Origin of the sequence: Pseudosporangium ferrugineum (assembly GCF_003002065.1) — a bacterium.
Taxonomy (GTDB): Bacteria; Actinomycetota; Actinomycetes; order Mycobacteriales; family Micromonosporaceae; genus Actinoplanes; species Actinoplanes ferrugineus_A.
The window spans coordinates 38,502-55,374 of sequence record NZ_PVZG01000030.1; the positions used below are offsets into that span (position 1 = coordinate 38,502).

General features: G+C 71.7%; 13 protein-coding genes. 10 read left to right on the forward strand and 3 right to left on the reverse strand.

Translation table 11 applies throughout. The features are described 5' to 3' along the window. Positions 1-167 precede the first annotated feature (167 nt). The 3 genes from CLV70_RS35360 (at position 168) to CLV70_RS35370 (ending at position 3,704) form a co-directional block, all read left to right on the forward strand. A complete protein-coding gene (locus CLV70_RS35360) occupies positions 168-2,369 on the forward strand; it encodes an MMPL family transporter (RefSeq protein WP_106130983.1) in 2,202 nt (733 codons plus the stop codon). A gap of 81 nt (positions 2,370-2,450) precedes the next feature. Beyond that, positions 2,451-3,005 carry a hypothetical protein gene (locus tag CLV70_RS35365; RefSeq protein WP_146164287.1) on the forward strand — a complete coding sequence of 185 codons (555 nt, stop codon included), beginning with the start codon at positions 2,451-2,453 and terminating at the stop codon, positions 3,003-3,005. 81 nt (positions 3,006-3,086) lie between these two features. Then, a complete protein-coding gene (locus tag CLV70_RS35370) occupies positions 3,087-3,704 on the forward strand; it encodes a TetR/AcrR family transcriptional regulator (RefSeq protein ID WP_106130985.1) in 618 nt (205 codons plus the stop codon). A 65-nt stretch (positions 3,705-3,769) separates the two neighbouring features. Here the strand turns inward: CLV70_RS35370 and CLV70_RS35375 are convergent, their stop codons facing one another. Then, positions 3,770-6,199 (reverse strand): FtsX-like permease family protein, encoded by a 2,430-nt coding sequence (locus CLV70_RS35375; protein ID WP_211304015.1) that lies wholly within the window; start codon positions 6,197-6,199, stop codon positions 3,770-3,772. A gap of 44 nt (positions 6,200-6,243) precedes the next feature. Next, positions 6,244-7,071, reverse strand: a complete 828-nt coding sequence (locus CLV70_RS35380; protein WP_106130987.1) for an ABC transporter ATP-binding protein — start codon at positions 7,069-7,071, stop codon at positions 6,244-6,246. A 226-nt stretch (positions 7,072-7,297) separates the two neighbouring features. On the opposite strand from CLV70_RS35380, the gene CLV70_RS35385 reads away from it, so the two are divergent. The 7 genes from CLV70_RS35385 to CLV70_RS35415 are packed head-to-tail and all read left to right on the forward strand — an operon-like array spanning position 7,298 to position 15,472. Continuing rightward, complete coding sequence (locus CLV70_RS35385; RefSeq protein WP_106130988.1) at positions 7,298-7,957, forward strand: RraA family protein; 660 nt, start codon at positions 7,298-7,300, stop codon at positions 7,955-7,957. 5 nt (positions 7,958-7,962) lie between these two features. Beyond that, positions 7,963-9,153, forward strand: coding sequence for a pyridoxal phosphate-dependent aminotransferase (locus tag CLV70_RS35390; RefSeq protein ID WP_106130998.1), 1,191 nt, complete (start codon positions 7,963-7,965; stop codon positions 9,151-9,153). Beyond that, positions 9,146-10,258, forward strand: coding sequence for a DUF3500 domain-containing protein (locus CLV70_RS35395; protein WP_106130989.1), 1,113 nt, complete (start codon positions 9,146-9,148; stop codon positions 10,256-10,258). The genes CLV70_RS35390 and CLV70_RS35395 overlap by 8 nt, the downstream gene beginning before the upstream one ends. A gap of 10 nt (positions 10,259-10,268) precedes the next feature. Further along, positions 10,269-12,068, forward strand: coding sequence for a gamma-glutamyltransferase family protein (locus CLV70_RS35400; RefSeq protein WP_106130990.1), 1,800 nt, complete (start codon positions 10,269-10,271; stop codon positions 12,066-12,068). Further along, complete coding sequence (locus CLV70_RS35405; protein ID WP_106130991.1) at positions 12,065-12,859, forward strand: YoaK family protein; 795 nt, start codon at positions 12,065-12,067, stop codon at positions 12,857-12,859. Before CLV70_RS35400 ends, CLV70_RS35405 begins: the two co-directional genes overlap by 4 nt. Positions 12,860-12,867: 8 nt before the next feature. Then, the gene (locus tag CLV70_RS35410; protein ID WP_106130992.1) at positions 12,868-14,271 is read left to right on the forward strand and encodes an MFS transporter; all 1,404 of its coding nucleotides are present in this window, start codon (positions 12,868-12,870) and stop codon (positions 14,269-14,271) included. Then, positions 14,258-15,472 (forward strand): FAD-dependent monooxygenase, encoded by a 1,215-nt coding sequence (locus tag CLV70_RS35415; protein ID WP_106130993.1) that lies wholly within the window; start codon positions 14,258-14,260, stop codon positions 15,470-15,472. Before CLV70_RS35410 ends, CLV70_RS35415 begins: the two co-directional genes overlap by 14 nt. A 286-nt stretch (positions 15,473-15,758) precedes the next feature. Here CLV70_RS35415 and CLV70_RS35420 read toward each other — a convergent pair whose 3' ends face one another. Further along, a complete protein-coding gene (locus CLV70_RS35420) occupies positions 15,759-16,271 on the reverse strand; it encodes a hypothetical protein (protein WP_106130994.1) in 513 nt (170 codons plus the stop codon). Positions 16,272-16,873 lie beyond the last annotated feature (602 nt).

The window sequence follows — 16,873 nt, forward strand, 5'->3', positions numbered from 1 at the left end:
CCGCGACCGCGGCGGATGGAATCGCCGCGGTGGGCCGAAGACGGGGAGGGCCGCGCCGGCGAACCATCCAGGGGTCGCATGTCGACGTGCGGCGCCGTATCCGCCAGTCGTCCGCCGTCGAAGGCGGACGAGCGATCCCTCACTTCCTGGAAAAGGAGAAACGTCTCATGGCCTCGTTCCTCTACCGGTTGGGCCGGTCGGCCTTCCGCCATCGGCGGTGGGTGGTCGTCGCCTGGCTGGCGGTCCTGGCCGCGGCGCTGATCGGCGCCTCCGCACTGTCCGGGCCGACGCGGGATTCGTTCAGCATTCCGGGCACTCAGTCGCAGCAGGCGATCGACCTGCTCGCCCAGCGGTTCCCGCAGGCGTCGGCCGGCGGCGCCACCGCCCGGGTGGTGTTCGCCGCGCCCGGCGGGAAGACGTTGCGCGACCCGGCCTACCGGACGGTGATCCGAACCGCTGTCGACGATCTGGAACGGGCGCCGCAGGTTGCCTCGGTCGACGGCCCGTTCACCTCGGGCGCGATCAACGAGGCCGGCACGATCGGTTTCGCCGAGGTGAGCTACCGGGTGCCCGGGGAAGACGTCTCCGATGCCGCGCACGCCGCCCTCACGAGGGTGGTCGACCGGGCTCGGGACGGCGGGCTGACCGTCGAGGTGGGCGGGGACGCGACGGCCTCCGAGGACGAGCAAGGCTTCGGCGAGATCATCGGGGTGGTGGTCGCGGCGGTGGTGCTGGTCGTGACGTTCGGGTCGTTGATCGCCGCCGGGCTTCCGCTGCTGACGGCGGTCCTCGGCATCGCCATCGGTCTCGGTGTGATCAGCGCGGCGTCCGGGTTGGTCGACCTGTCCTCCGAGACCCCGACCCTCGCGCTGATGCTCGGCCTCGCCGTGGCGATCGACTACGCGCTGTTCATCGTCTCGCGATACCGGCACGAGCTGGCCGCCGGCCGGGAGCCGCAGGAGGCCGCCGGCCGGGCGGTCGGCACCGCCGGCTCCGCGGTCGTGTTCGCCGGTCTCACCGTGATCATCGCCCTCGCCGCGCTCTCGGTCGTCGGCATCCCCTTCCTGACGCAGATGGGCCTCGCGGCCGCATTCACCGTCGCAGTTTCCGTGGTGATCGCGTTGACCCTGCTGCCGGCGCTGCTGGGCTTTGCCGGCCGGCGCCTCCGCGGCGGGCGGAGGGCCGGGCTGCACACCCGGGACCCGCAGGGCGGCAACCGTGGCCCCTCCGGCGAGCGGTGGGCACGGCTGGTCGCCCGCCGCCCGGTGGCCGTGCTGTTGATCGCCGTCGTCGGGCTCGGCACGATCGCCCTGCCCGCGCGGGACATGCGGCTGGGACTGTCCGACGACAGCACTGCCCCCTCCGACAGCACGCAGGGGAAGGCGTACGGCCTGCTGTCGGAGGGTTTCGGGCCCGGGTTCAACGGGCCGCTGATCGTCGTGGTGGATGCGCGGGCCGGCGCCGCCGAGGCTGCCGGACAGGTGGCCGCGCGGATCCGTGACCTCGACGACGTCAGCGCGGTCACCGACCCGTCGATCAATCCAGCCGGCGATACCGCCATCCTCACCGTCATACCGGACAGCGGCCCCAGCACCGAAGCAACCCGGGACCTGGTCCGTGTGATCCGCCGGCAGGACGTCCCGGTGCCCGGCGCCGCGATCGCCGTCACCGGGCTGACCGCCATCAACATCGACATCTCGGCCAAGCTCGGTGAGGCCCTGCTCCCGTACCTCGCGGTCGTGGTCGGCCTTGCTTTCGTGCTTCTCATGCTGGTGTTCCGGTCCCTGCTGGTACCGCTGAAGGCGACAGCCGGATTCCTCCTCAGCATCGCGGCCACCTTCGGGGCGGTGGTGGCTGTCTTCCAGAAGGGCTGGTTCGCCGAGGCGCTCGGCGTCGACCGGGTCGGACCGATCACCAGCTTCCTGCCGATCGTCCTGATCGGCATCGTGTTCGGCCTGGCCATGGACTACCAGGTCTTTCTGGTCACGCGCATGCGCGAGGACTATGTACGCGGCATCCCGCCCCGTGCCGCGGTGATCTCCGGCTTCGGCCACGGTGCGCGCGTTGTCACCGCCGCCGCGGTCATCATGATCAGCGTCTTCTCCGGGTTCGTCCTCGCCCCCGACGCGATCATCAAGTCGATCGGCTTCGCCCTCGGCATCGCGGTGCTCTTCGATGCGCTGATCGTTCGCATGACCATCGTGCCGGCGGCCATGACGCTGCTGGGCAGGTCCGCCTGGTGGCTGCCGCGCTGGCTCGACAGGCTCCTGCCCGATGTCGACGTGGAAGGCGAGAAGTTGCGCCACTGGCTCGACGGCGCGGGGGAGCCGGCCCGGTCCGCACCGGTACCCGTGCGGGAACCGGTCTGAGTCTCGCACCTCGGCAGCGTGCTGCCGTCCCCCTGACGGGAGGCGGCGGCATCCTGCCCTTCTCCGGAGAGGCCGGAGCGCATGTATGATAACAACCTCTTAGATAAGATGACTGTACCAATCGGGAGGAACGCCTTGCTGTCTGAGACTCACCCCAACGCGTTGTGGCTGGCCGATCTGTACCGGGGCGGTGCGGAGATCACGGCCGACCCCGGCCTCGGCGAGCAGGAGCGGCTCCGGCGCCATCAGGAGCACATCAGCGAAGTGATGAAGCGGATGTCTCCGGATTTCGTGATCCACACCGGCGGGGTGCGGCTGGCGGCGACCGGGGGGATGGATTTCCTGCGCCGCTACACGAAACGGCGGGCCGGACTCGCCGACGCCAACGTCGAACCCATCGGCTTCGACCAGATCCTTGCCGACGACCATTACGGCATCGTCCACGGCACATTCCGTACCTCGCGCGGCGATTGGACCTGGACCCGGGTCGGTATGGGCGCGTGGCGTTTCAAGGACGGCGTGGCCGTCGAGCACTGGGAGCTGTCCGACGGGCCGACGTGGGACGAGTTCTTCCTCGCCGGCGATCCGGCCGCCTTCACCGGGTCGGCGGAGGAGTTCTGGACCCACGGCGTCTGAGCGGCGCGGCGAGCCGGGGTCGATCGCGCGGTGGTCGGAGGCGTTACCCTTGCCATCACTTCTACGAGGCGGAGGAGGCCCGTGTCCGACCTGCAGCCCGCCCCGGGCGGAGGACGCAAGTTGCGCAGCGACACCCGCCGCAATCGCCGGCGGCTCCTGGAAGCCGTGGGTGAGCTCGCCCGGGAGGCGCCGGACGAGCTCACCATGCAGGCGGTCGCGTCCCGTGCGGAGATCGGTCCGGCCACGGCATACCGCTACTTCTCCTCGATGGAGGAGGTGCTCGCCGCCTACGTGTTCAGCGTCGTCGAGCAGCTCAGCGATTTCACCGCGGCGTCGACCGCGCAGGGGCGCCCGCTTTTCGACGCCGTCGTGGACAAGTGGGTGGACCTTCTGGTCGCGCACGGCCCGGCGCTTGTCCAGCTTCGCTCCCGCCGGGGTTACCTCGAGCGCCTCCATTCCGGCAACGAGATCATCGCGGCCATGCGGGAGGCCTGGGCTGAGCCCGTACGGGGGCTGCTCCGCGACATCGGGCTGCCGGAGGAAATGCTCGAGCACGCGCTGTTCCTCAACAACATGATCTTCGATCCGCGTGAGGTCCTCGACCTTCTGCACCAGGGGAACCTGACCCGCCGGGAGGTCATCATCCGGCTGACCGAGGCGTACTCCGGCGCGTTGCGCGGTTGGGCGCGGGTCGGCTGATACCCCGCCCTGCTTCACTCCCGGGCGGTCGCCGGCGTCGTGCCGGCGCCCGCCCCGGAGGGAGGTCAGGATCGCCGGCGCAGCATCGCCCGTGCGGGAAGGGTGACCGCGAGCAGGGCCAGGCCGGCGGCGGCGATCGCGAAGGACGCGTACGCCAGCGGCGGGACGTAAGGCGCCTCGCCCGTCATCCCGCGCATCATCGGGATCAGCGTGGCGGCGGCGATGGCGGAGCCGAGAATGATGCCCGTGACGGACACGAGCAGGCTCTCCCAGCGCAGCATCCTGAGAACCTGGCGCCGGGTGGAGCCGACCAGGCGGAGCGTGTCCAGTTCCCGGCGTCGGTTGAGGATCGTCGTCACCAGGGTGTTGACGGCGGCGATGGCCGCGAATCCGCCGAGCACCGCGGCCATCGTGTTGTTGGTCCAGGCACCCAGCCTCGCCTCGAGGCTGCGTTCGGTGGCATAGCCGGCGGCGTCGGTGACCGTTCCCCACGGGGTGAGCGACTCCGCCGTACCGCCCCGGACCAGCAGCATGCTGTCGAAGGCCGAGGTGACGTGCCCGGCCAGCGCCGCCCGGTCCATGGTCACGCTCGTCAGTCCGAGGCCGCGGCCGTACACCGCGATGATCTCAGGGCTGACCGGGGTGCCGTCGGGGAGGTAGAGCGCCAGCCGGTCGCCCACGCCGCGGTCGGCGGCGGTCGCCAGCGTGATGTCGATGGCGATCCGGTCGCCCCCGAGCCGGTCGAGGCTGCCTTCGCGGACGTCCAGATCCTCCACCTTCGCGAGCTGCGCTCCGGACCCGGTGATGCCCTGCACCGCCGCTCCCTGCAGCGATTTGAATTCGCCGGCGCCGATCGGCACGAGCACCTGGGTGTTCAGTACGCCGACGGCGGCTTCCACGCCGGGCGCGCGGGCGGCCTCGGCGGCCGCGTTCACCGCCAGCCCGGCCGGGTCGGTGACCACATGGTCCGCGATGACACCCGCGCGCAGCTGCTTGTCGGCGGCGTGGCTCTCGCTGGTGTTCATGAACACCAGCGTGGAGGCGAAGGCCATGGCCAGAACGATCGGGGTGATGGCCGACGCGAGGCGGCGGGCGTTGGCACGCGAGTTCGCGACCGCCAGCCCGGCGGCGGAGCCGGCGCGGCCCAGCGGCAGGCCGAAGAGGCTGACGCACAGCTGCGCCACCAGCGGTCCGAGCAGCGCCATGGCGAACATGAAGAGCATCACGACGCCGAGCGCGACGCCGGCCGCGTCGCTTCCGGTGGAGCCGGCCGAGACGCCGGTGAGGACCATGCCGCCGGCCAGGGCGGCGAGGCCGGCAAGGGTACGGAGCCTGCCGGTCCGCCACCGTTCCACCGATGCCTCGGTGAGCGCCTGTCCCGGCTTGATCCTCGCGGGCCTTCGTCCGGCCGTCCAGCCGGCGCCGAGCGCGGTGAACAGTCCCAGGACCACCGCGGCGAGCAACGGCAACGGCGAGACGTGCAGTTGCACCGCCTCCGGGATCGCGCCGCGGTCCTGCAACTGCCCGAACCACCAGTGGGCGAGCCCGAGCCCGGGTAGCAGGCCGGCGATCCCGGCGAGTGGGGCGACCAGCAGAGCCTCGGCGGCAACAGCGCGGCGTATTTGCCGTGGAGTGGCCCCGATGGCGCGCAGCAGCGCGAATTCCCTGGCCCGCTGGGACACCGACAGTGCCACCGTCGCGGCGGCGGTGAAGATCGCCACGATGGTGGCGATGCCCCCGAAGGAGCCGCCGATGCCGAAGAGCAGATCCTTGGCGTATCCGAGTCCGGGGTCCTCCACGGCGCCGCGGTCGTCGCCGGCATGCACCTTGACCCCGGAGCCGGCCAGAACCTCGGTCACCGACCCGGCGAGAGTGGCGGCATCGGTGCCCGGCGCGGCCAGCACCGCGATGGCGTCGGCTCTGCCGGGGTGTCCGGCGAGCGCGGCGGCCTGGGTGTCGGCGAACCAGGCCGGCGGGGCTCCGGCGCCGTCGACGCGGGCGATGCCGGCCAGCCGGAAGTCCGCCCGCCCGGCAGCCGTCTCGAGGCTGACCGGGTCACCGACGGCGGCCTGCGCCGCCCGGGCCGCGCTCCGGCCGAGCACGACTTCACCCTCGCGGGGCGGGGAGCCGTCGGTCAGCGTGGCGCCGGTGAACAGGTGCGAGCCCCATCCGTGTCCGATGAGCGCGCCGCCGGCCGCGCGTACGGGAAAGGTGAAGTCGGCGACGGCCACGGCCGCACCCGGCGCCGTCGCGGCCCTCGCCGCGAGCGCGGCGTCCAGTCGCGCGGTGTCCGGCAGCCGTACCGCCTCCCTCTCCAGGTCCTCACCGCTGCCGGTGACGACGTACTCGTACTGGTCGGCGGCCACGACGACCTGTGCGTTCGCATAGCGTTCCGGCGGTACCGATGCGCGCAGGCTGGTCTCGAGAAGGACGCCGCAGGCCGAGACGATCAGCGCCGACATCATCAGGGCGAGGAACGTGCCCGCGAACGACACCGGTTTGAACCGGATGGCCGCACGAGCGAGTCCGTTCGGACGCATCATGCGGCCGCGCCCGCCGTCACGTTCGAGCGGGAGGCGCCGGAGGTGAGCGCGGCCATCCGCGCCGCGATCCGTGCCGCCGGACTGCGCTCGAGGTGGTCGGCGAAGGCGCCGTTCGCGAGGAACAGCACCCGGTCCGCCCATGACGCGGCGACCGGGTCATGGGTGACCATGACGACGGTGGCGCCGGCTTCGTCCACCGCGTGCCGGAGCAGTCCGAGCACCTCGGCGGCGGTGCGGGTATCGAGGGCACCGGTGGGCTCGTCCGCGAAGATCACGTCCGGGCTGGTGATCAGGGCCCGGGCGACGGCCACCCGCTGCTGCTGTCCGCCGGACAGTTCACCGGGCCGGCGTCCCGCCTTGTCGGCGAGCCCGACCCGGCCGAGCACCTCGGCGGCCCGGCGGCGGTCCTCACGGTGCCCGGCCAGCCGCAGGGGCAGCAGCACGTTCTGTTCCACGGTCAGCGAGGGCAACAGGTTGAAGGCCTGGAACACGAAGCCGAGCCGGCTGCGGCGAAGCTCGGTCAGCTCGTTCTCGTCCATGCCGGTGATCTCCGTGCCGCCGAGGCGCACGGAACCCTCCGACGGCCGGTCCAGCCCGGCAGCACACTGCAGGAACGTGGACTTGCCGGAGCCCGACGGACCCATGACCGCCGTGAACGTTCCGCGGGGCAGCGCCAGATCGAGCCCGGCGAGCGCGTGCACCGTGCCCGCGCCGCGACCGTATCGCCGCCGGACGTCGCGCAGCTCGACCGCGAGACCGGAATCCGCGGCCGGAGCCACCGAAGGCGCGGCCGACCTTTGCCGTCTGTTGCTGCGTAGCCTCATTGCCGTCCTCTCATTGGCGTTCTCTGCTTCCGGAAGACACTGCCGGACCCGCGGTGATTCGGCGTCGTCTCTGCGAACCGATGCGTACTACTGCGACGGCGGTAGGCGGCCCGGTGCGACGTGACGCTTTCCGGGCTGCGCCGGCTCGGGCCGTTGTCGGCCGAGACCTCTTCGGCTATGGTCCCCTCATGTGAGAGGCGAATCTTAGTTGAGATGGGGATCTATCGTGTTTATCGTCGCGGCGACGGACAGCGTGGTCATCGCTCCCCGCTGGGAACGTGCAGCACCGGGGCAGATCCGCCGTATGGGGGAGGTGCCGGCCGCCAACGTCGGCGACGCGCTGCAGCGGATGACCGTCATGGACGGCGGCATCCGGCTGTTCACCGAGCGGGCCGCGCTGCTGGGGAACGCGTTGACGGTGGACGTCCGGTCGGGTGACAACCTTGCCGTCCACCGCGCCCTCGATGAGGCCCGGCCGGGTGACGTCCTGGTCGTCAACGGGCACGGGGACATGACCCGGGCGCTCATCGGCGACCTCATCGGGGAGATCATGGTGAACGCGGGGGTCGTCGGCGCGGTGATCGACGGGGCCGTCCGCGACGTCCGGGCGCTGTCCGGGATGGGCCTGGCCGTCTACGCGCGGGCGGTCACCCCCGCCGGGCCCTTCAAGGACGGACCCGGCGCCGTCGGCGTGCCGGTGGCGGTCGGCGGCGTGGTCGTGGCGGCAGGCGACGTACTCGTCGGTGATGCCGACGGCGTCGTCGTCGTCCCCCGGCACCGTGTGCGGGAAGTCGTGGACGCGATCGACGGGATCGGCGAGAAGGAAGAGGTGCTCCGGCAGCGCATCCTCGCCGCTCGCTCCGGCCGTACGCCGGCAGCCCGGTGACCGGCATGCGGGTCGCTGCCCGGATCGAGGAGCTGCGCCGCTGCTCGCGGCGCCCGGCCCTGGCGCCGGCGCCGCCGGGGTCGGTCTCGCTCGCCATGGGTGAGCCGGATCTTCCGACGCCCCCGCCGGTGATCGAGGCCGCCGCGGCGGCGTTGCGCAGGGGAGACACCCATTACGCCGATCAGCAAGGGCTGCGGAAGCTGCGCGCGGAGCTCGCGTCCAGGTTGCCGGCGCGCCCGGGGCCGACCTGGGCCGCGGAGGACGTCCTGGTCACCCACGGCGCGACCGCCGCGCTGGCGGCCGTCGTCCTGGCGATGATCGGCCCCGGCGATCGCGTGGTCATCCCGGAGCCCGCCTACTCGCTGTACGCCGACCTCGTCGTCCTGGCCGGGGGGACCGTGGATTTCGTCCCGCTGGCACCGGACCTGCACTGGGACCTGGACGCGTTGGCCGCGGCGCTGCCCGGGGCCGCGATGATGCTCTTCTCGAATCCGTCGAACCCGACCGGGATCGTGCACAGCAGGCAGGAGCTCGAAGCGCTCGGCGGACTCCTCGACGGCACCGGCACGCTGGTAGTCAGCGACGAGGCGTACCACCGGCTGGTCTATCCGGGACATGTGCTGACCTCCGCCCTGGAGATCGAGTCGCTGCGCGACCGGACGGTGTACGTGCAGACGTTCTCCAAGACCTACGCGATGACCGGCTGGCGGGTGGGGTACCTGGCCGGTCCGCGCGAGGTCGTCGACGCGGCGGCGCACGTCCACCGCACCTGCAACGGCTCGTTGAACACGGCGGTCCAGTACGCGGCACTGGCGGCCCTCGAACTCCCGGACAGCGTCGTCGAGGCGATGGCCGACACGTACCGGCGGCGCCGCGAGATCGTGGTGGCGTACCTCTCCGGCGCTCCCGGCCTGCACCTGGTTCCGCCGGAGGGGGCGTTCTACGGTTTCGTCCGCTACGACGCCGGTCCGCCGTCCGAGGTGGTCGCCCGTGAACTCGCCGAGCGGCAGGTGCTGGTCCGGGCGGGTGCGGAGTACGGGCCCTCGGGCGAGGGGCACATCCGGATCTCGCTCGCCGCCTCGACCGACGACCTGCGGACCGGACTGGAGCGGATCGTCGCTCATCTCGGCCGCGCGAGGACTGAATCCGAAGGAGATCGGAAGATGCGCAACGGCGATCGGTGTCGCCATGACTGACACCGCCGGCGAGGTCGCCGGCCGGATGGCCGGGGCGGCCCAGGAGTGGCTGGACTCCCTGGACATGGACCAGCGCCTGGTGGCTGCCGGGCCCGCACCGGGGGCCGGCCCCGAGGCCGAGGCCGAGCGCACCCGCTGGTTCTACACCCCCACCGACCACGGCGGCCTCACCTTCCACCGGCAACGCCCCGCCCAGCACCGGCTGGTGATGCGACTGCTGGCGAGCGGGCTGTCCGAGGCCGGGTACACCACCGTCGCCACCGTGCTCGGCCTGGAGAACGTGCTGGACCGCGTCGAGGGCTTCTCGGTCAACTGGGGCCGGGAACGCACCCGCGACCCCGGCATGTACTACCTGCGGGTGTTCGGCCGGCCGGGCGGCCTGCAGCCGTGGGGATGGCGGTTCGGCGGCCACCACGTGTCGCTCAACTACCTCGTGGCCGACGGTCGCGTCGCCGCGGCCACGCCGAGCTTCCTCGGCGCCGATCCGGCCGTGTCGCCGCTTCTCGGAGGGGCGGCGCTGCGTCCGCTGGGCAGCGCCGAGGACCTTGCCCGCGAGCTGGTCCGCTCGCTGTCCCCAGGGCTCGCTGCCCGTGCGGTGCTGTTGCCGCAGGCCCCCAACGACATCGTGGCCGGCAACAGCGCCTCGATCGACGACCGGGCCCTGAAACGCCGGGAACTCTGGCGTCCCGGCCAGCACTCCCCGGACCGTCCCGACGAACCGGCCACCGGGCTCGGCGGTACGGACCGTCAGGTGCTGTCCCTCACCCCGCCGCCCAAGGGGGTGCCGGGCGCCGAACTGGACGCCGCGCAACGCGAACTGCTGCGTGCGCTGCTCGGCACGTACCTGGGACGTGTCCCGGACGGTGTCTCCCCGCTGCCCCGCTACGACGACCCGGCCGCGCTGGACGCCGTGCACCTCGCCTGGGCCGGCTCCACCGCCGCGGGCGAACCGCACTACTACCGCCTGCACGGACCCCGGCTGCTCGTCGAGTGGACCAACGTCCACCGTGGCGCCAACCACGCTCACGCCGCGTGGCGCGACCCGCAGACCGACTTCGGCGGCGACGTGCTGGCTGCCCACCACGCCGCCCACCACACGCGATGAGGAGACGGACATGAGAGCCAGGGCCGGGCAACCTCCCCACACGACACGACCCACGCTGCGCGGATCGTTCGGCATGTGCGCCTCGACGCACTGGCTGGCCTCCGCGACGGCCCAGTCCGTCCTGGAGCGTGGCGGTAACGCGTTCGATGCGGCGACGGCCGGCGCGTTCGTGCTGCATGTGGCCGAGCCTCACCTCAACGGGCCGGGCGGGGATCTCGTCGCCGTGCTCGCGACCGCGGCCGGAACGTCTCCGCTTGTGCTGGCGGGCCAGGGCCACGCCCCGCGCGGGGCCACGATCGCACACTTCCGGGCCGAAGGGCTGGACCACGTCCCCGGCGCGGGCGCGCTGGCCGCCGCCGTCCCGGGAGCCGTCGACTCCTGGCTCTGGCTGCTCGCCGAGTTCGGCACCTGGGAGCTGACCGACGTCCTGGCCTACGCGATCCACTATGCGGAGCGGGGTGTTCCGGTCGTTCCCCAGTTGGCGCGCGTCCTGGCCACGGTCGAGGACCTCTTCCGCGAGCACTGGCCGACGTCGTACGCGCTGTGGATGCCCGGAGGACGAGCCCCGCGACCGCACGCGACCCTCATCAACCCGGTCTACGCCCGGACGCTGCGCCGGCTGAGCACCTCGGGCGCCGGCGAGACCAGGATCGCCCGCATCGAATCCGCGCGGCGCGCCTGGCGAACCGGTTTCGTGGCGACGGCCGTGGCGCGGTTCGCGGCGACGCCGCACCGGCACTCCTCGGGCACCGACCACGCCGGCGTGATCACCGCCGCCGACTTCACCGACTTCTCGCCGTCCGTCGAGCCCGCGATCACCGCGCAGTTCCGGGGAACCACGGTGGCGAAGGCCGGCCTGTGGTCCCAGGGTCCCGTACTGCTTCAGGCGCTCACCATGCTCGACCCCTTCGACGACGCACAGATCGATCCGTCGACCGCTGCCGGCATCCACACGATCAGTGAGGCGCTGAAGCTGGCCATGGCCGACCGGGAGGCGTTCTACGGGCATCGGGATCCGGTGGAAGCGCAGGATGTGGTGCGCCGGCTGCTGTCTCCCCGATACAGCGAGGAACGTGCCGGACTGATCGGCCCGGTCGCCTCCACCGCGTTCCGGCCGGGGGACATCGGCGTCACGCCGTATTCTCCGCCGCTGGTCACCGGGCAGCCCGCCGACCGGGCCGAGGGTGTGGGTGAGCCCACCGTGCAGCAGACAGGAGACACCCGCGGCGACACCTGCCACATCGACGTCGTCGACCGCTGGGGAAACATCATCTCCGCCACGCCCTCCGGAGGCTGGCTCCAGTCCTCGCCCGCCGTACCGGAGCTCGGTTTCGCACTGGGCACCCGCCTGCAGATGACCTGGCTGGACCCGGCCGCCCCGTCGTGTCTGGCCCCGGGCCGGCGGCCACGGACGACCCTGTCCCCGACCCTGCTGCTGCGCCACGGCAGACCGGTGGCGGCGCTGGGCACCCCGGGCGGCGACCAACAGGATCAATGGCAACTGATCTATCTGGTACGGACCCTCGCCCTCGGTTTCGAGCCGCAGGAGGCGATCGACGCACCCACGTTCCACACCACCGCGGTGCCGAGCTCGTTCTGGCCCCGTACCTGGACGCCCGGGGGACTGGTGATCGAGGGGCGGACGGACGGGGCGGTCATCGACGAGTTGCGGCGACGCGGTCATGACGTGACGGTCTCCGGACCCTGGAGCCAGGGCCGGTTGTCGACAGTCACCCGTGACCCGGACACCGGCGCTCTCCAGGCGGCTGCGAATCCGCGAGGCGCCCAGGGTTACGCGGCGGGACGATGAGCGGCGTCACGCCCGGCGGCCGGCTGGTGCGGCGGTTCGGCACATTGCCGGCTCTGATGCTGGCGCTCACCTTCGCGACCGGGGTGGTCGACGCCGTCGGATACCTGCACCTGGACAGGGTCTTCGCCGGCAACATGACGGGCAACGTGGTCATCCTCGGCATGGCGACCACCGGCCGGACGGATCTGCCGGTGCTCGGCCCGCTCCTGGCCCTGATGTTCTTTCTCGTCGGCGCGGCCGCGGGCGGGCGGATCCTGCGTGCCGCGCCGCCGGACTGGAGCCTCCGCTGCACGGGTCTGCTGGGCGGCGTCGGACTGCTCCTGGCCGTCACGGCGCTCGGCCTGGCCGTGATCGGGGTGGAGGCCTCCGCCGCCCGCGCGACGATGGCATCGACCCTCGCCCTGGCCATGGGGATTCAGGCGGCGACGGCACGCCACCTGGCGGTGAAGGACGTCTCCACCGTGGTCGTCACCTCCACGCTGACCGGCCTCGCGGCGGACTCCCGGGTGGGAGCGGCCCGCGGCCAGCCGGCACTGCGCCGGGCCGGGGCCGTCGTGCTCATCGTGGCCGGAGCGACCACCGGCGCAGCCCTGTGCCAGGTGCACGAGAGTGCCGCGGTGGTGGCCGCAGCGCTCGTCGTGCTGGCCGTAACCGGCCTGGGCCGTGCGGCCTCGGCCACGACCGGATCGGCGTCATCCCCCGCGAACGCCACCACGATCCCAGCCACCGCACCGACCCGGCCGCCGCGGGTCGCGGCGCACCAACCGCGAAAAGCCCACGAAAGAAGGTAGGGACGTCCATGACCGCACCTCCGGCTTCTGCACTTCGCATCGGAGGATCCGGCGTCGGCGCCATCAGCATCCTGGCCGGCGCCACCGGAACCCTCGAGTCGGTGGTGTCACCGACGCTCCCGCTGCTGCAACGCGAACTGTCGATCGATCCCGGCCAAGGGGCCCTCCTGAGCATCGCGATGCTCATCACCGGCGCTCTGACCGCGCCCATCGCCGGCGTGCTCGGCGACCGCCACGGCGGGAAACGGGTGCTGATCTGGCTGATGGTCGTGGTCTCGGCCGGCGGCCTGGTGTCCTCCGTCGCGCCCAACCTGCCGGTGCTGCTGGCCGGGCAGGTGCTGGAGGGCGCGATGGTGGGCGCGATGCCCCTGTCCTTCATTCTCATGCGCAAGCTGCTGCCCGCTGACAGGTCACCGGTAGCCATCGGCATGATCAGTGGGTTCTTCGTCGGCGGCGGCATGCTCGGGACGCTCATCGCCGGGCCCATCGCCGAAGGACTGTCCCGGCACTGGATGTTCGCGGTACCGACGTTCGCGATCATCGTGGCCACCTTCCTCGTGCACAAGCTGGCACCGGACGATCCACCGAGCCGCACCGACGCCAGGATCGACTGGCCCGGCGTCGCCCTCCTGAGCGGCATCGTCCTGACGTTCATGGCCGGGCTCGCGACGGCGCCCGACATGGGATCCCAGCCGCTCCTGCTCGTCGGCGTCGTGGTACTCCTGGCCGCCTTCGTGACCGGATGGATAGCCGTCGAGCGCCGCGCGGCCGCGCCGATGTTCGATCTGCGCCTCCTGGCGACACCGGCGATCTGGCGGTCCTATGTGGTCACCTTCGCCGTCTGCGTCGGCGCCGCGCTGTCCATCTTCCTGGTCCCGCAGCTGTTCGCGGTGTCCGGCGACGGATACGGCTTCGGAGCCAGCCCCACCGACATCGGGCGGTACCTGCTGCCCGCCGCCGCGATGGCGGCGATCAGCGGGCCGCTGAGCGGGTTGGGTGTGCGCCGCTTCGGTGCCAGCACCGTGGTCGCCGCCGGCATCGTCCTCATGACGGCCTCATTGATCGGCATGGCGCTCGTCCACGGCGAGATCTGGCATCTCATCGTCGGCAAGGCGCTGATCAGCCTGGCCAACGGCGCCTGCATCACGGCGCTGGTCATCCGGACCGCCACCTCCGTGGACCACGGCACCACCGGCACCGCCACGAGCCTGGTCCTGGTGATCCGGGTACTCGGCTTCGCCACGGGCGCCCAGATCGGCGGCGCCGTCCTCACCGCCGGGACCCCCGCGGGATCGGAGGTCCCGGCCGAGTCGGCCTACGTCACCGCCCTGATCATCGCGGCCGTCGTCTCGGCGCTGTCCCTGCTCGCCATCCGCACCATGAACAAGGGAGCCACGCATGAACCGTCCTGACCCGACGACCCGGATCCGCGCCACGCCGGGGTGCAGGGCGCTGATCTCCGGTGCCAGCGTCGCGGGCCCCGCCCTCGCGTTCTGGCTGAACCGGTACGGCTACCAGGTGACGGTGGTGGAGAAGGCGCGCACGATTCGTAGCGGTGGGTATCCGATCGACGTACGCGGCACCGCGCTCGAGGTCGTCCGGCGGATGGGTCTCCTTCCGAGGCTGCGGGACGCGCACATCGACCTGCGCCGGGTGACGTTCCTGGCCGAGGACGGGGGAGAGATCGCGTCGCTCGACCCGCACGCCGTCACCGGCGGCGTCGAGGGACGCGACCTCGAGGTACGGCGCGGAGACCTGACCGACGCACTGTACGCGGCAGCCCGCGACGACGTGGAGTTCCTGTTCGACGACTCCATCGACACTCTTGACCAGTCCGGCCCCGAGGTCGACGTCACGTTCCGCGGAGGCGGCAGGCGTACGTTCGACATGGTGTTCGGCGCCGACGGCGTGCACTCGCGAACCCGGGAACTCGTCCTCGGCCCCGAGGACGAGTTCCACCGCTACCTCGGGTACTGCTTTGCAGTCTTCAGCATGCGCAACACGTTCGGCCTCGCCCGGGAGACAGTGATGTGGAACAGCCCGGGTAGAGCCGCGGCTCTGTACGCTGCGGGCGACAACGACGAGGTGCACGCCTTCCTGAACTTCGCGCAGCCGGAGCCGCCGTCCGGCTTGTTCTCGAACCCGCAAGCCCAACGCGACCTCGTCGCCTCGGTCTTCACCGATGCCGGGTGGGAGGTCCCCGGATTGCTGGCCGCCATGCGCGACGCGGACGACGTCTTCTTCGACGCCGTCACCCAGATCCGCCTGCCCCGCTGGTCCAGCGGCAAGGTCGCGTTGGTGGGCGACGCCGCGTACGCACCGTCCTTCCTCACCGGGCAGGGCACCAGCCTCGCGCTGGTCGGCGCCTACATGCTCGCCGGTTCCCTGGCCGACCGGGAGCACACCGCCGGGTTCGACGCGTACGAGCGCACCACCCGCGACTTCGTGACCGCGAATCAGGATCTGGCCGGCAAGGGCGGCGCCACCCTCTTCCCGACCACGGCTCAGGAGCTGGAGCAGCGCAACAGCAGGCTGCGGAGCCTCAGCTTCCTACCTCCCTCGGGAGGGCGACCGGCCCACTCGGCCCTCGTCCTGCCCGAATTCCCGCACTGACCGGGCACAGCCGGCCCTCCCAGCCCACCCGGGGATCATGACATGCCAGGATCCGCCCGGCTCGGTATCCGCCAGGGCCTCGGTAGTCCCGCCACCGTGAGGCTCCGATGCCCGCCGGAATCTCTTCCGGCACGTTCGCCGCCCCAGCAACGCTGCCCGCGGTTCATGCTGGACGCGTACGGGGGCCGTTGCCAACGATCAACACGCGGGTGACGAAGTGAATGATCGTGGTGGGGTCACCGTGTCCGGGCGGCGGCGCAGTTGGCCGGTCCGACAGCGGCCGTGCTCAGCCGCGTTCCCACACGGCGACGGCATCCCCGTCGGGTTGCGCCACCCAGCCCAAGGCCTCGGGTCGTGCAGGGGTGCCGGTGAACGTCAGGGTGAGCGCGGCGGTGCCGGCCCCGAACCGTACCGGCTTGCTCTGCTCCGCCTCATTCTCCCAGCCCTCGGCGTCGTAGAGGATGAACATCGCCGGGTCGACGATGATCGGACGGATGGCGGCGACCTCGAGGACGGCCGTGGCGGAATGAGCCGACCAGGTGGCCGAGGTGAGCGTCACGGTGGCGACCGGAGCGGACCTGCGGGTGACGGTGACGATGCGGCCGTTCTGCGCGAACGTGAGCGACGGGTCGCTGTCCTTGATCGCCGGAGTCGCTGGCACGGCCACGCTCGCCGTCGGGGCGGAGGCGACCACGGCCGGCACGGGCTGCTGGCCCGCCGAAGCGACCCCGAGGGAGTTGAGCGACGCGGCAGCCGCCAGGCCGATGACCACGACCGCGACACCAAGGGGCTTCTTCATGGCCCCCACCCTATCGGGACCGACCGACTCCGCCGCCTCCGGTCACGAGAAACCGGCCGGGACCTCGCCGGCCGTGGGCGGGCCGCCGGCCGAACCTCGATGACGAGATCGCCGCGTGGTGCTGTCCTGCCCAGCGGCACAGGAGCGATTGGATTACCGCGGCTGTCGCTACGCGACCTCCGGTAGCGGCATCGATCGGCCGTTGACGTTCACCTGCACGTTCACCGGGAACCCCGACACTCGGCTGCGTCTGTCCTCTCCAACTCGGATAGCAAGTACCGGAACGCAGCAACACCGCGTCAGGACCCCAGGATGGGTACCTGGACCGGCGTCCGCATCCCAGGGATGCCACCGCGCTGCGGCGCATCGCGCTCGACACCTCCGTCCAGCTGGTCGTCGTCAATCCCTGTCACCGGCGCGGAGCACGCGGACACCTTCACCGCCCGCAGCAAACTCGCCGCCTCCTACCAGCAGGCGGGCGACCCCCTAACTGGGCGGGGGTTACCACCAGGGCTCCGGCAAGGTAGCTATATGGCCGTTTCAGGTTATTCCGAGTATTTGGAGTGGTCGGTAGGGGTTTCGGCTGTTGCGGCGTAGGGCTG

Excerpts from the sequence above, each read along its gene's own strand:
- CLV70_RS35360 (WP_106130983.1), top strand. The coding sequence starts at position 168 with ATGGCCTCGTTCCTCTACCGGTTGGGCCGGTCGGCCTTCCGCCATCGG.
- CLV70_RS35365 (WP_146164287.1), top strand. The coding sequence starts at position 2,451 with ATGTATGATAACAACCTCTTAGATAAGATGACTGTACCAATCGGGAGG.
- CLV70_RS35380 (WP_106130987.1), bottom strand. The coding sequence starts at position 7,071 with ATGAGGCTACGCAGCAACAGACGGCAAAGGTCGGCCGCGCCTTCGGTG.
- CLV70_RS35390 (WP_106130998.1), top strand. The coding sequence starts at position 7,963 with ATGCGGGTCGCTGCCCGGATCGAGGAGCTGCGCCGCTGCTCGCGGCGC.
- CLV70_RS35395 (WP_106130989.1), top strand. The coding sequence starts at position 9,146 with ATGACTGACACCGCCGGCGAGGTCGCCGGCCGGATGGCCGGGGCGGCC.
- CLV70_RS35400 (WP_106130990.1), top strand. The coding sequence starts at position 10,269 with ATGAGAGCCAGGGCCGGGCAACCTCCCCACACGACACGACCCACGCTG.
- CLV70_RS35405 (WP_106130991.1), top strand. The coding sequence starts at position 12,065 with ATGAGCGGCGTCACGCCCGGCGGCCGGCTGGTGCGGCGGTTCGGCACA.
- CLV70_RS35410 (WP_106130992.1), top strand. The coding sequence starts at position 12,868 with ATGACCGCACCTCCGGCTTCTGCACTTCGCATCGGAGGATCCGGCGTC.
- CLV70_RS35415 (WP_106130993.1), top strand. The coding sequence starts at position 14,258 with ATGAACCGTCCTGACCCGACGACCCGGATCCGCGCCACGCCGGGGTGC.
- CLV70_RS35420 (WP_106130994.1), bottom strand. The coding sequence starts at position 16,271 with ATGAAGAAGCCCCTTGGTGTCGCGGTCGTGGTCATCGGCCTGGCGGCT.